The sequence below is a fragment of the Paraburkholderia sp. JPY419 genome, from assembly GCF_050435705.1.
GTDB classification, from domain to species: Bacteria; Pseudomonadota; Gammaproteobacteria; order Burkholderiales; family Burkholderiaceae; genus Paraburkholderia; species Paraburkholderia youngii.
On sequence record NZ_JBNDKV010000002.1, the window covers coordinates 2,409,296 to 2,422,463 of the forward strand.

A 13,168-nucleotide genomic window follows, 5' to 3' on the forward strand; every position below is an offset into this window, starting at 1 on the left:
CGCTCGAACGACAACGTCGCGACGTGCGCGCTGTGCGTGTCTAGCCGGAGGAAAAGAAAGCAGCGAAAGGCGGCACGACAGCAGCAAAAAAGTACCGCGCAAAACAAAAAACCGCCGAGCATTGCTGCGGCGGTTTTTGAACCTTGAGCTAACAAGGGGGAATCTGGTCGGGGTGAGAGGATTCGAACCTCCGGCCTCTACGTCCCGAACGTAGCGCTCTACCAGGCTAAGCTACACCCCGATTTGGTACTGCTGACTCGATTCGGACTAATTCGGCGTTTCAGTCTCGTTCAAGACTGTCTTGCCGTCGAGTAAGAACATAATTCTAGCAGGCTCTCTTTGAAAATGGAAGGGGGAAACGAAGAAATTGCTGCCGCGGCTGCTTGCGCTTCCTGTTTCGCGCACTCGAGCGTGTGGTCGAGCGCGCCCGATCGCGTGATCGCGTCGAAAATCGTATCGAAACGGTCGGTGCCACCTTGCTCGATGGCTTCGCGCGCGAGCGCCGATTGCTCGGGCGTGCCGCGTTCGATCAGATAGATGAGCGGCAGCGTGGGTTTGCCTTCGCGCAGATCGTCGCCAGCGTTCTTGCCCATCGACTCGGCCGTGCCGGTGTAGTCGAGCCAGTCGTCCATGATCTGGAACGCGGTGCCGATGCGGCGGCCATATTCGGCGGCGGCGGCTTCGGTTTTCGCGTCCGCTCCGGCGAGCACTGCGCCGAGTTGGGCGGCCGCCTCGAACAACTTTGCGGTTTTGTAGCGGATCACCTGCATGTAGCGGGCTTCGTCGACGTCGGCATCGTGCATGTTCAACAACTGCAGCACTTCGCCTTCGGAGATGATGTTGGTCGCCTCCGACAGAATTTCCATCACGCGCATCTTGCCCGCGCCGACCATCATCTGGAACGAGCGCGAATACAGGAAATCACCGACCAGCACGCTCGCGGCGTTGCCGAACAGCGCGTTGGCGGTCTGGCGGCCGCGCCGCAGGTCGGACTCGTCGACCACGTCGTCATGCAGCAGCGTGGCCGTGTGAATGAATTCGACGACCGCGGCAAGCTCGTGCCGGTGTCCCGTCGTGTCGCCCAGCGCGCCCGCCACCAGCAACAGCAACGCGGGCCGCAGCCGCTTGCCGCCGGCGCTGATGATGTACTCGGAAATCTGGTTGATCAGCATCACGTCCGACGCGAGACGTTGCCGGATGACGCGATTGACCTGCTGCATGTCTTCGGCGATCGGAGCAAGCAGGCTGGCGACGTTGGGGGAGGTGGTGGCAGTCGACGACATGATGGCTGAATTGGGTAGTGCCGCGAATTATAAGGCGATCGGTGCGCTTCCGGGTCGTCGGCTGCGGTGCGGATGCTTTCCGCATGGCGCGAGGGCCGCTCGCCAAGGGCGTCTGCGGGCCGCCGCGCGTCGCTGGTTTAGTCTCTGCGAGCGCCTGCGAGGGAGGGCGAGCCCGAACGGTAGGCGGTTTGGTAAGCAGGTTTTGACCGAGCAGCTAACTCTATGTATAATTGAGAGTTTCCGCGCGCGGTGCGTGGGAAAAATGAATACAGAGTGAGGTTTTCAATGTACGCGGTCATAAAAACCGGTGGCAAGCAGTACAAAGTTGCCGTCGGCGAAAAACTTAAAGTAGAACAGATACCGGCAGACATTGACGCTGAAATCACGCTCGACCAGGTTCTCGCAGTGGGCGAAGGCGAATCGATTAAGTTCGGTACGCCGCTGGTCAGTGGGGCTTCCGTCAAGGCTACCGTCGTGTCGCAAGGGCGTCACGCCAAAGTGACGATCTTCAAGATGCGTCGCCGGAAGCACTACCAGAAGCATGGCGGCCACCGCCAGAACTATACCGAACTGCGCATCGACGCGATCAACGCGTAAGCGCACCGGTTAAGGAGCAAATCAAATGGCACACAAAAAGGCAGGCGGATCGTCCCGGAACGGCCGCGACTCCGAATCGAAGCGCCTCGGCGTTAAGGTTTACGGCGGCCAGGCTATCAACGCTGGTGGCATCATCGTGCGTCAGCGCGGTACGCGCATGCACGCTGGCGAGAACGTCGGCATGGGCAAGGATCACACCCTGTTCGCGCTGAAGGACGGCCACGTCCAGTTCTCGACGAAGGGCGCGGCGAAGAAGCACACCGTTTCCGTCGTCCCGGTAGCCTGAGTTTAATCAGGTACGGGCTTCAGGACCGGAAAAGGCCCCGCGAAGTTCGCGGGGCCTTTTTTATTGCGGCGCCTCTTTCGTGTGGCGCCGAAGCCGCGCAGCCGGCAGTTCATCACCGGCGACTATGCCGTTCGGTCGATTGATCAACGCGCGGCGCGCGCGGCAAAATAGGAAGTATCCAATCAGTAACGCCCCTGCATCGAATCGGGCAGTACACCACGGGACGGAGTAACGCATGAAGTTCATTGACGAAGCGAGGATTGAAGTCATCGCCGGCGACGGAGGGGATGGCAGCGCGTCGATGCGCCGCGAGAAGTTCGTTCCGTTCGGCGGTCCCGATGGCGGTGACGGCGGCCGGGGCGGCAGCGTGATCGCAGTTGCTGACCGCAACATCAACACGCTGATCGACTACCGCTACGCGAAAAAACATCTGGCGCGCAACGGCGAAAACGGCCGTGGTTCAGATTGCTATGGCAAGGGCGGCGACGACATCACGCTGCGCATGCCGGTTGGCACTACCATCACGGACATGGAAACCGGCGAGCTGATCGCCGATCTGACCGAGCACAACCAGAGCGTGCAAATCGCGCAAGGCGGCGCCGGCGGTCTCGGCAACCTCCATTTCAAGTCCAGCACGAACCGCGCGCCGCGTCAAAAGACGGACGGCAAGCCGGGCGAGCGCCGCATGGTCCGCCTCGAACTGAAAGTGTTGGCCGACGTCGGTCTGCTCGGCATGCCCAATGCAGGCAAGTCGACGTTCATCTCGTCGGTGTCTAACGCGAAGCCAAAAATTGCCGATTACCCGTTCACCACACTCGCGCCGAACCTCGGCGTCGTGCGCGTCGGGCCGAGCCGCAGCTTTGTGATTGCGGACATTCCGGGGCTGATCGAAGGCGCGGCGGAAGGCGCCGGCCTCGGCCATCAATTCTTGCGTCACCTGCAACGTACCGGGCTGCTGCTGCATATCGTCGACATCGCACCGTTCGATGAATCGATCGATCCGGTCGCGGAAGCGAAGGCGATCGTCAACGAACTGCGCAAGTACGACGAAGAGCTCTACCAGAAGCCGCGCTGGCTCGTGCTGAACAAGCTGGACATGGTGCCTGAGGACGATCGCGAAGCGCGCGTGGCAGCTTTTCTCGAAGGTTTCGGCTGGGACGGTCCGGTGTTCGAGATCTCGGCGCTGACCGGCCAAGGCTGTGAAAATCTTTGCTATGCGGTGTTCGACTACCTCGCCGAGCACTCGGACGCGCAACGCGCGGCCGAAGCCGAAGACCTCGCCTCCGACGTGCGTTTCCGAGAGGGGACGCAAGTACCGGCCGCGACCCGCGAAGCCGGCACCGATCCGCAGGAATAACAACTCGAGCGCCGGCGCCTGCGGCGGGTGTCGGCATGCATCACGCGTCATCTTTGGAGACAGCGCACAATGCGTTCCGTCATCGCAGATTCACGGCGATTGGTCGTCAAAGTCGGTTCGAGCCTCGTCACGAACGACGGACGCGGCCTCGATCATGCGGCCATCGGCCGCTGGGCCGCGCAAATTGCCGCACTGCGCGCGCAGGGCAAGGAAGTCGTGCTGGTCAGTTCGGGCGCGATCGCCGAGGGCATGCAGCGGCTCGGCTGGACCAAGCGGCCGCGTGAAATCGATGAATTGCAGGCGGCCGCGGCGGTCGGCCAGATGGGCCTCGCGCAAGTGTACGAAAGCCGCTTTGCCGAGCATTCCATCCAGACTGCGCAGATCCTGCTCACTCACGCCGACCTCGCCGACCGCGAGCGCTATCTGAATGCGCGCTCCACGCTGCTCACGCTGCTGCGGCTCGGTGTCGTACCGATCATCAACGAGAACGACACGGTGGTCACCGACGAAATCAAGTTCGGCGACAACGACACGCTCGGCGCGCTGGTCGCCAATCTGATCGAGGGCGACGCGCTGATCATTCTGACGGACCAGCAAGGCCTCTTCACCGCCGATCCGCGCAAGAACCCGAACGCGACGCTCGTCCAGCAAGCCGACGCCGGCGCGCCCGATCTGGAGGCGATGGCGGGCGGCGCCGGCTCGAGCCTCGGCCGCGGCGGCATGCTGACCAAAATCCTTGCCGCGAAGCGCGCCGCCCATAGCGGCGCCAATACGGTGATCGCGAGTGGGCGCGAAGCGGACGTGCTGCTGAGACTAGCGGCCGGCGAGGCGATCGGCACGCAGCTGATCGCCCGCACCGCGCGCATGGCGGCGCGCAAGCAATGGATGGCCGATCACCTGCAGGTGCGCGGCCACGTCGTGATCGATGACGGCGCGGTCGAAAAATTGACCGCCGGCGGCAAGAGCCTGCTGCCGATCGGCATCGTCGGCGTGCAGGGCGCTTTCGCGCGCGGCGAGGTGATCGCGTGTCTGAGCGCGTCGGGCCGTGAAGTCGCACGTGGTTTGACGAACTACAGCAGCGCGGAAACCAAGCTGATCCAGCGGCGTCCGAGCGGCGAAATCGAGTCGGTGCTGGGCTATATGCTGGAGCCCGAGCTGATTCACCGCGACAATCTCGTGCTGATTTGATCTTTCAGGATGCGAGCGCACAAAGCGCCGACAAAAAAGCCGTTCCAGCGCAGGCTGGAACGGCTTTTTGTGGTCATGTGTAGGCAACGACGCCTGAATCAGGTGTGCCGCACAAACGGCCTCAATGAATCTGCGACGTCTGCGTGCGCTTGTAACGAATGTTCTCGACAATGCGCTGCGCGTTGCCGGTCGGAATCTTGTTCGCGCACATATAGTCCTGATACAGCGCGGCCTGGTACGCGTTCAGCGCACCGTTTTCGATGCGCGAAAACTGGTTCGCGACCGTCGTGTCCCAGCCGTCGTGATCGGCGTTGAGGCCCGCGTACTGACGCCATTCATACGTATCGCAGCGGATGCCCTCGTAATTGACGTTGCGCGCGCCGCCCGGGCTCGTGACGACCACCGTGTAACGCACGACACCGTCGTCGCCGACGCTGACCGATTTCGGGTCGATCGCGAATTGCAGCGGCGTATTGCCGGAGACCTCGAACGGCAGCAGGTTCGTGTCGGTGGGCAAGGGCGGCAACGTGTCGACCTTGTTTTCAACCCAGTTGCTCTTACGATCCAGCAGATAGACGAACTCGCTGTCGTCTTTATTGGTCGGTTTGCCGGCGCTCGAACAGCCTGCCAGCAGGGCGCCGGTGGCGACGCATGCCACGGCGAGTGCAAATGCTTTCAATCTGATTCCCTCGAAAGACGGACGCGACCCGAAGGCCGCGCCAGAGAGAGGCGGCGTGAGCCGCCGCCTTGGAATGGTTAATCGCGCACCCCTCGTCGGACTGACGGGGCGCCGACCTCGTCGGCTTCGGCCGTTTCCTGCTCATGCTCCGGTGCAATGTTTGCATCCGGTGAGCCGGGGCCGCAATCCGGCACGACCAGCACGCGCGTCGAAGTTTCGACACTGACCGAACTTACGGTAGTGACGGTGGTGACCACCGTGCTTACCGCGGAATCCGGCGGGCTTTGCATCGACGACGCTATCCGGGGATAACGCGACCCATGATGCCCGCCAGGTCTTTCCGCACGCGGCGCAGGCCGGCGCATGAAACGGGACAACTCCGTCAGCGCCAACTGATACACATCCCGCTTGAACTCGATCACACAGTCGAGCGGTACCCAATACTCGTTCCAACGCCACGCATCGAACTCAGGGTGGTCGGTGGCGCGCAGACAGATGTCGCAGTCGCGTCCTACCATCCGGAGCAAAAACCAGATTTGTTTCTGGCCGCGGTAATGACCGCGTACTTCGCGCTTGATGAACTTGTCAGGCACCTCATAACGCAACCAGTCGCGCGTGCGACCGATCACCTTGACGTGCTCAGGAAGCAGTCCGGTCTCTTCGTGTAACTCCCGATACATCGCTTGCACGGGGGTCTCGCCATATTTGATGCCCCCTTGCGGAAACTGCCAGGAATGTTCACGGAGCCGTTTGCCCCAAAACACCTCGTTGTGCGCGTTCAAGAGGATGATGCCGACGTTCGGGCGAAAGCCTTCACGATCCAGCATACAACCACCTTCGAATCCTTTAAAATTGCTTTGATTATAAACAGATAACGGACCCTACGCACCGAATCGCATGAGATTGCCGCGATTCGCCGCAACAGCCCGTGTTTGCGGTAGCCTGTCGGTTTTCCGTGCCCGATCCCTTGCGAGAGGCTTTGCGCGGCGGTTTCGGCGCAGCACGGGGGCAGGGTGCCGCCAGTCGGGCGAACCCCGCTGGCTTCGCCGCTGATCTGTGTCGATTTTCCCCATGTTTTCCCCTTTTCTGGCGGTCCCACCGGAAGCCGCCGCTTTTGGACACCTTGAATGAAAGCTTCCCGTTTCTTTATCGGCACCCTCAAAGAAGCGCCAGCCGACGCCGAAATCATCAGCCACAAGCTCATGGTGCGCGCGGGCATGATCCGCCGCGTCGCGGGCGGTATCTACAACTACCTGCCGGTCGGCCTGCGTTCGATCCGCAAGGTGGAAGCGATCGTGCGCGAGGAAATGAACCGGGCAGGCGCCATCGAGCTGTTGATGCCGGCCGTGCAGCCGGCCGAACTGTGGCAGGAATCGGGCCGCTGGGAGAAGTATGGTCCCGAGCTGTTGCGCTTCAAGGACCGCAAGCAGGCCGATTTCGTGATGGGCCCGACGCACGAGGAAGTCGTGACCGACATCGCGCGCAACCAGATCAAGAGCTATCGCCAGCTGCCGGTCAACTTCTATCAGATCCAGACGAAGTTCCGCGATGAAATCCGTCCGCGTTTCGGCGTGATGCGCGGCCGCGAATTCATCATGAAAGACGCGTACTCGTTCGACAAGGACGCGGAAGGTCTGCGCGAGTCGTATCGCAAGATGTATGACGCGTACGTGCGCATCTTCACGCGCCTCGGCCTCGAGTTCCGCGCGGTCGCGGCGGACAACGGCTCGATCGGCGGCAGCGGCTCGCATGAGTTCCACGTGATCGCCGATACCGGCGAAGACGCGATCGCCTATTGCCCGAGTTCCGATTTCGCCGCGAACGTCGAGGCCGCCGACGCGCTGCCGCTGATCGCGCAACGCGCCGCGCCGGCCGAGGAAATGAAAAAGACCGCGACGCCCGGCAAGGCGAAGTGCGAGGCGGTCGCCGAACTGCTGAACATTCCGCTCGAGCGCACGATCAAGTCGGTCATTCTCGCCACCGAAAACGAAGGCGCCGAGCCGACCATCTGGCTGCTGATGCTGCGCGGCGACCACGACCTGAACGAGATCAAGGTCGGCAAGCTGCCCGGCCTCGCCGACTTCCGCATGGCCACCGAAGCCGAGATCATCGAGACGTTCGGCACGCCGCCGGGTTATCTCGGTCCGATCAACACGAAGAAGCCGGTCAAGGTGATCGCCGACAGCACGGTCGCGAACATGAGCGACTTCGTGGTCGGCTCGAACGAGGTCGACTATCACACCACCGGCGTGAACTGGGGCCGCGACCTGCCGGAGCCGGTCGTCGCCGACATCCGCAACGTGAAGAAGGGCGATCCGTCGCCGGACGGCAAGGGCGTGCTCGACATCTGCCGCGGCATCGAAGTGGGCCACGTGTTCCAGCTCGGCACGAAGTACTCCGAAGCGATGAACGCGACCTGTCTCGACGAAACCGGCAAGCCGCGGCCGATGGAAATGGGCTGCTACGGCATCGGCGTCACGCGTATCCTCGGCGCCGCGATCGAACAGAATTTCGACGACAAGGGCATCATCTGGCCGGAGTCGATCGCGCCGTTCGAAGTCGTGCTGTGTCCGATGGGCTACGACCGCAGCGACGCGGTACGCGAGCAGGCCGATAAGCTGTACGCGGAACTCGTCGGGGCCGGCATCGACGTGATCCTCGACGATCGCGGCGAGCGTCCGGGCGTGATGTTCGCCGACTGGGAACTGATCGGCGTGCCGCATCGGCTGGTGATCGGCGACCGCGGACTGAAGGACGGCAAGATCGAGTATCAGGGCCGTCGCGACGCCGAAGCGACGCTGCTGCCGGTCGCGGATGCCGCGCAGACCGTGATCGACAAAGTGCGCGCGGCGCTCGCGATCTAAGCGGGGCGGGCAGTGGAGTACACCTTCCTGTCCGCGACGGTGCTGCTGATCCTGATCACCGATCCGCTCGGCAACATCCCGATCTTCATTAGCTGTCTGCGCGGGGTGTCGCCGGAGCGCCGCACGGTGGTGATCCTGCGCGAGGTCGCGATCGCGTTTGCGATCCTGCTGGTGTTCATGGTGCTCGGGCAGAGCTTTCTGCGCATGATGAGCCTGAGTGACCAGTCGCTGCGGATCGGCGGCGGCATCGTGCTGTTTCTGATCGCGCTGCGCATGGTGTTTCCGCATCCGGACGGTCCATTCGGCGGCGACGCGCGCGGCGGCGAGCCGCTGATCGTGCCGCTCGCGATTCCGGCGCTCGCGGGTCCGTCGGCGTTGGCGACCGTCATGCTGCTGACCTCGCAGGCGCCGGGCCAGACGTTCGAGTGGGTCGGCGCGCTGACCGTCACGATGATCATCTGCGCGATCGTGCTGATGCTCGCCGAGCGCATTCAGGCGTGGCTCGGTGAACGGGTGATGGCGGCGTTCGAGCGGCTGATGGGGCTGGTGCTCGTCGCGATTTCAGTCGAGATGATGCTCGGCGGGATCCGCTCTTTCGTGCACAAGCTGTAAAGCAGCCGGTGCGCGAGCCGCCACCGTCGCAGCCATAAAAAAAGCAGCCGGGCAGGCTGCTTTTTTCTCGCCGGTACGCGGATGCGCCGCTCATGCCCCCTCGGTCAACGCCCGAATGGTCGGCAGATTGCGCCAGTAGCCCTTCGCATCCATCCCGCAGCCGAACACGTACCGGTCCGGCACTTCGAAGCCGCAGTAATCGGGGCGCAGCGGCTTCGCCTTCGGAATGATCTTCTCGCACAGCACCGCGGACAGGAAGCGCTTCGCGCCCATTGCGAGAATGCGGTCGCGGATCGCGGCCATCGTCTCGCCTTCGTCGAGGATGTCGTCGAGCACGAGCACCACGCGATCCTTGACCGACTCGGCCGGCGCGACGCGCCATTGCATCTCGTTGCTGCCCTTCGTCGTATTGCGGTAGCGCGTCAGATGGATGTAGTCGAACTCGAGCGGGAAATCGAGGTGCGGCAGCAGCATGCCGGTGAACACCGCGGCGCCGCCCATCACCGACAGCACGAGCGGGAAGTCCTCGCTCATCTCGTCGCGGATGGCGGCCGCCATGCGGGCGATTGACGCAGTGACGTCCGAGGCCGAAACGATCTCTTCGGAATGTTGAAAAATCTGCAGGGCTTCTTCGCGGTTCATGACGTCTGACGGCCGATAACTGTATACATAGTGTGGGTGGCAACATCCCGAGGGACGTTCCCGCGAGGGACGACGCGATGCGCTACAGAATAAACCCGCACGATGCCGAAGTCAGCCACGCCGCGCATCGGCGCGAGCGCGCGCCGGTCCCATCAAGCTTAGCGCATGCCGGGCATCATGCCCTTCATGCCGCGCATCATCTTCTGCAGGTTGCCGCCCTTGAGCTTCTTCATCATCGTGCGCATCTGTTCGTACTGGTTCAGCATGCGGTTGACTTCCTGCACCTGCACGCCCGCGCCCGCGGCGATGCGGCGCTTGCGGGTCGCCTTGATCAGTTCGGGCTTGGCGCGCTCGGCCGGCGTCATCGAGTTGATGATGCCTTCCATGCGGCGCATCTGCTTCTCGGCCTGGCTCATGTCGGCGCCGGCGGCGGCCTGCTGGAACTGCGCGGGCAGCTTATCCATCAGCGACGACAAGCCGCCCATGCCCTTCATTTGCGAGAGCTGCGCGCGGAAATCGTTGAGGTCGAAGTCGCCGCCTTTCTTGACCTTGTCGGCGAGCTTCTGCGCGGCTTGCACGTCGACGCCGCGCTGCGCTTCCTCGACGAGCGCGAGAATATCGCCCATGCCGAGAATCCGGCTCGCCATGCGGTCGGGGTGGAATACTTCGAGGCCGTCGAGCTTTTCGGCGACGCCCACGAACTTGACCGGCTTGCCCGTCACGTGACGCACCGACAGCGCCGCGCCGCCGCGCGAATCACCGTCGAGCTTGGTGAGCACGACGCCGGTGAGCGGCAGCGCGTCGCTGAACGCCTTCGCGGTGTTGACCGCGTCCTGACCGAGCATCGCGTCGACGACGAACAGCGTTTCCGCCGGCTTCAGCTCGGCGTGCAGCGCGGCGATTTCCTGCATCATCGCTTCGTCGATACCGAGACGGCCGGCCGTGTCGACGAGCAGCACGTCGTGATAGTGGCGCTTGGCCCAGTCGAGCGCGGCGCGCGCGATGTCGACCGGCTTCTGGTTCGGCTCCGACGGGAAGAAGTCCGCGCCGACCTGCTCGGTCACCGTTTTCAGCTGCGCGATAGCGGCGGGACGATAGACGTCGCACGAAACCGTCAGCACCTTCTTCTTGTACTTCTCGCGCAGCAGCTTCGCGAGCTTGCCGACCGTGGTCGTTTTACCGGCACCCTGCAGACCCGCCATCAGGATGATCGCGGGCGGCGTGACGGCGAGATTGAGTTCGGAGGCCTTGCCCTCGTAATCGCCGCCGATCACCGCGGTCAGCTCGCGCTGCACCACGCCGACGAGCGCCTGACCCGGCGACAGGCTGGCGATCACTTCCTCGCCGAGCGCCTTCTCCTTGACCTTCGCGATGAACTCGCGCACGACGGGCAGCGCCACGTCGGCCTCGAGCAGTGCGAGACGCACCTCGCGCAGCATTTCCTGGGTGTTCGCCTCGGTGAGCCGGGCTTCGCCGCGCAGCGTCTTGACGACGCGCGCCATCCGTTGAGTCAGATTGTCGAGCATGGGGAGCGATGAACGGTGGGGCCCGCGCAGCGCGCGAAGCAGAAGGCGTCGCGGGGAAGGGCCCTAGTGTAAACTTCGAATATGGATATTGTACTGTATGCCCTCACCGCGCTTCTCTACGGCGGTCTTGCCGTGGCCGGCTGGCGCTCGCACCGGCACGCGGCCGTGCGTCCGCTGCTCGAGAGCGTGCCGCCGCTGCCCGATCAAGCCGTCCACGCGGGCGCTCTGGTGGCCTCCGGCATGAGCGCGCCCGGGCGCGCGCTGTTATTCGTCGCGCTGCTCGCTCACGGCGTCCTGCTGCATACCACGATCTTCCCGCAGAACGCGATGGTGTTCGGCTTCGCGTTCGCGCTGTCGGCGATGTTCTGGCTCGGCGCCGGCATCTACTGGATCGAAAGCTTCTTCTTCCCGCTCGACGGACTGCGCCTGCTGGTGTTGCCGCTCGCGTGCGTCGCATCGCTGCTGCCGCTTGCGTTCGGCGGCGTGCGCGTGCTGCCGTATGCGGCCGCGCCGATGTTCAAGCTGCACTTTCTGATCGCGAACATCGCGTACGGTCTGTTCGCGATCGCCGCGCTGCACGCGGTGCTCATGCTGGCGGTCGAGCGGCGTTTGCATTCGATGCGCGGTGCTCTCGCGCAGCGCCACGCGGCGTCGGGCAACGGCTGGTGGTCGAGCTGGCTCGACACGCTGCCGCCGCTGCTCACGCTCGAGAAGCTGCTGTTCCGTCTGATCGGCGCCGGCTTCGTGCTGCTTACACTGACGCTGCTGTCGGGCATCCTGTTCAGCGAGCAACTGCTCGACCGGGCGTTGCGGCTCGATCACAAAACTGTGTTCGCGATTCTTTCGTGGGTGATGTTCGGCGCGCTGCTGACGGCGCGCAAGGTGTCCGGCTGGCGCGGCCGTGCGGCATTGCGCTGGGTGCTGGCCTCGTTCGTCGCGCTGTTGCTCGCGTACGTCGGCAGCCGTTTCGTTTTAGAGGTGCTGTTGCACCGGCCTGTAGTGTGAGCGTCCCCATGCGACAAATCTTTTTGCTGATTCTGCTGTTCATCGTCGGACAGTGGCTCGTGAAGGCACTGCGCCGCCACGACGCGCAACGCACCGGCGCGCGCGGCGCCAACGGTGCCGGCGCCGCGAATGGCGGCGCGCGTTCTTCGAATGGACAACAGCCGCAGCTTGCCGAACCGATGATTCGCTGCGTCGAGTGCGGGGTGCATGCACCGAAGAGCGATTCGGTCAGCGTCGCGGGGCAGGCGTTCTGCTGTGCCGCGCACGCGCAGCGCCACGGCGCGCGTCCGAGCGGCCGCGACGCCCGATGAGCGACGTCTTCACCGTCGATGCCGACGGCTGGGTTCCCGCCGCACGCAGGCTCCCCTCGCCGAACTTCGAAGCGCGGCCGCAAGGCGCGGTGCCGACGCTGATCGTCGTTCACAACATCAGCCTGCCGCCGAACGAGTTCGGCGGCACCGCGATTGCCGAACTGTTCCAGAACACGCTCGACTGCGACGCTCACCCGTACTACGACTCGCATCTGCGCGGCGTGCGTGTGTCCGCGCATTTCGTGATTCATCGCGACGGCGCGCTCGAGCAGTTCGTGTCGTGCAATGAGCGCGCGTGGCACGCGGGACCGTCGAATTTTTTCGGCCGCGAGCGCTGCAATGATTTCTCGATCGGCATCGAGCTCGAAGGCAGCGACACCACCGCCTTCGAAGCGGCGCAATACCGCACGCTCGCCGCGCTGGTGAGCGCACTGAAGGTGCGCTATCCGATCGACGCGCTTGCTGGACACTCCGACATCGCGCCCGGTCGCAAGACCGATCCCGGTCCACATTTCGAGTGGCCGCGGCTGCAACGCGACACGTTGCTCGACGGTCGGTATTTCCCCTATCTCAAGTTTTCCGAATTGCGGTAATCCCCCTTCGCACGATCTTGCGTGATCCGCAGAGAACGAGGCGCAGCCTGCTTCTCCGGGGAGCTTATGCGCGTCGCGCGACGCAAAAGTCAAGACTTCGAGCGCAAATAAAACGGTTTGACCTGTCTCGAATCTCCACTATACTTGGTGCCGACAACTGAGTTTCGCACTATATCTTGTGTTGTGCTGTGAATAACCATGTGCATAACCGAGTGAATAAGAGTG

At 63.4% G+C, this 13,168-nt stretch carries 14 protein-coding genes and 1 tRNA gene; 9 read left to right on the forward strand and 6 right to left on the reverse strand.

The genetic code is table 11. The annotated features are described in order from the left end of the window. Positions 1-164: 164 nt before the first annotated feature. Positions 165-241: transfer RNA gene (locus QFZ91_RS17195), tRNA-Pro, on the reverse strand. Between the two features lie 49 nt (positions 242-290). Further along, the gene (locus QFZ91_RS17200; protein WP_429567893.1) at positions 291-1,283 is read right to left on the reverse strand and encodes a polyprenyl synthetase family protein; all 993 of its coding nucleotides are present in this window, start codon (positions 1,281-1,283) and stop codon (positions 291-293) included. Between the two features lie 285 nt (positions 1,284-1,568). Between QFZ91_RS17200 and rplU the strand changes: the two genes are divergently transcribed. From rplU to proB, 4 genes are all read left to right on the forward strand, one after another. Next, a complete protein-coding gene (gene rplU / locus QFZ91_RS17205; protein WP_007180329.1) occupies positions 1,569-1,880 on the forward strand; it encodes a 50S ribosomal protein L21 in 312 nt (103 codons plus the stop codon). Between the two features lie 25 nt (positions 1,881-1,905). After that, entirely contained in the window at positions 1,906-2,166 is a 261-nt protein-coding gene (gene rpmA, locus QFZ91_RS17210; RefSeq protein WP_429567894.1) for a 50S ribosomal protein L27, read from the forward strand. A 235-nt stretch (positions 2,167-2,401) separates the two neighbouring features. After that, entirely contained in the window at positions 2,402-3,523 is a 1,122-nt protein-coding gene (gene cgtA / locus QFZ91_RS17215) for an Obg family GTPase CgtA (protein WP_176104998.1), read from the forward strand. 69 nt (positions 3,524-3,592) lie between these two features. Continuing rightward, positions 3,593-4,711 carry a glutamate 5-kinase gene (proB, locus tag QFZ91_RS17220; RefSeq protein WP_176121902.1) on the forward strand — a complete coding sequence of 373 codons (1,119 nt, stop codon included), beginning with the start codon at positions 3,593-3,595 and terminating at the stop codon, positions 4,709-4,711. Positions 4,712-4,832: 121 nt separating this feature from the next. Here the strand turns inward: proB and QFZ91_RS17225 are convergent, their stop codons facing one another. Beyond that, positions 4,833-5,390, reverse strand: a complete 558-nt coding sequence (locus QFZ91_RS17225; RefSeq protein WP_176105000.1) for a CNP1-like family protein — start codon at positions 5,388-5,390, stop codon at positions 4,833-4,835. Between the two features lie 77 nt (positions 5,391-5,467). After that, positions 5,468-6,217, reverse strand: coding sequence for an RNA pyrophosphohydrolase (locus QFZ91_RS17230; protein WP_429567895.1), 750 nt, complete (start codon positions 6,215-6,217; stop codon positions 5,468-5,470). Between the two features lie 300 nt (positions 6,218-6,517). On the opposite strand from QFZ91_RS17230, the gene QFZ91_RS17235 reads away from it, so the two are divergent. Together QFZ91_RS17235 and QFZ91_RS17240 are read left to right on the forward strand one after the other, a co-directional pair. Continuing rightward, positions 6,518-8,254: a proline--tRNA ligase gene (locus QFZ91_RS17235; protein ID WP_429567896.1), complete on the forward strand. Its 1,737-nt coding sequence runs from the start codon at positions 6,518-6,520 to the stop codon at positions 8,252-8,254. A 12-nt stretch (positions 8,255-8,266) separates the two neighbouring features. Further along, positions 8,267-8,866 carry a MarC family protein gene (locus tag QFZ91_RS17240; RefSeq protein ID WP_013090584.1) on the forward strand — a complete coding sequence of 200 codons (600 nt, stop codon included), beginning with the start codon at positions 8,267-8,269 and terminating at the stop codon, positions 8,864-8,866. 90 nt (positions 8,867-8,956) lie between these two features. On the opposite strand, the gene QFZ91_RS17245 is transcribed toward QFZ91_RS17240, so the two are convergent. Both QFZ91_RS17245 and ffh read right to left on the reverse strand, forming a co-directional pair. After that, the gene (locus tag QFZ91_RS17245; protein ID WP_018437636.1) at positions 8,957-9,508 is read right to left on the reverse strand and encodes a hypoxanthine-guanine phosphoribosyltransferase; all 552 of its coding nucleotides are present in this window, start codon (positions 9,506-9,508) and stop codon (positions 8,957-8,959) included. Positions 9,509-9,666: 158 nt separating this feature from the next. Further along, positions 9,667-11,034: a signal recognition particle protein gene (ffh, locus tag QFZ91_RS17250; protein ID WP_429567897.1), complete on the reverse strand. Its 1,368-nt coding sequence runs from the start codon at positions 11,032-11,034 to the stop codon at positions 9,667-9,669. 81 nt (positions 11,035-11,115) lie between these two features. On the opposite strand from ffh, the gene QFZ91_RS17255 reads away from it, so the two are divergent. From QFZ91_RS17255 to ampD, 3 genes are read left to right on the forward strand one after another with little or no spacing between them, the layout of a single operon-like run. After that, positions 11,116-12,039 (forward strand): cytochrome C assembly family protein, encoded by a 924-nt coding sequence (locus QFZ91_RS17255; RefSeq protein ID WP_429567898.1) that lies wholly within the window; start codon positions 11,116-11,118, stop codon positions 12,037-12,039. Between the two features lie 8 nt (positions 12,040-12,047). Then, on the forward strand, positions 12,048-12,350 hold the full coding sequence (locus QFZ91_RS17260) for a PP0621 family protein (RefSeq protein ID WP_176121894.1): 303 nt from the start codon (positions 12,048-12,050) through the stop codon (positions 12,348-12,350). Continuing rightward, positions 12,347-12,943, forward strand: coding sequence for a 1,6-anhydro-N-acetylmuramyl-L-alanine amidase AmpD (gene ampD / locus QFZ91_RS17265; protein ID WP_429567899.1), 597 nt, complete (start codon positions 12,347-12,349; stop codon positions 12,941-12,943). The genes QFZ91_RS17260 and ampD overlap by 4 nt, the downstream gene beginning before the upstream one ends. Positions 12,944-13,168 lie beyond the last annotated feature (225 nt).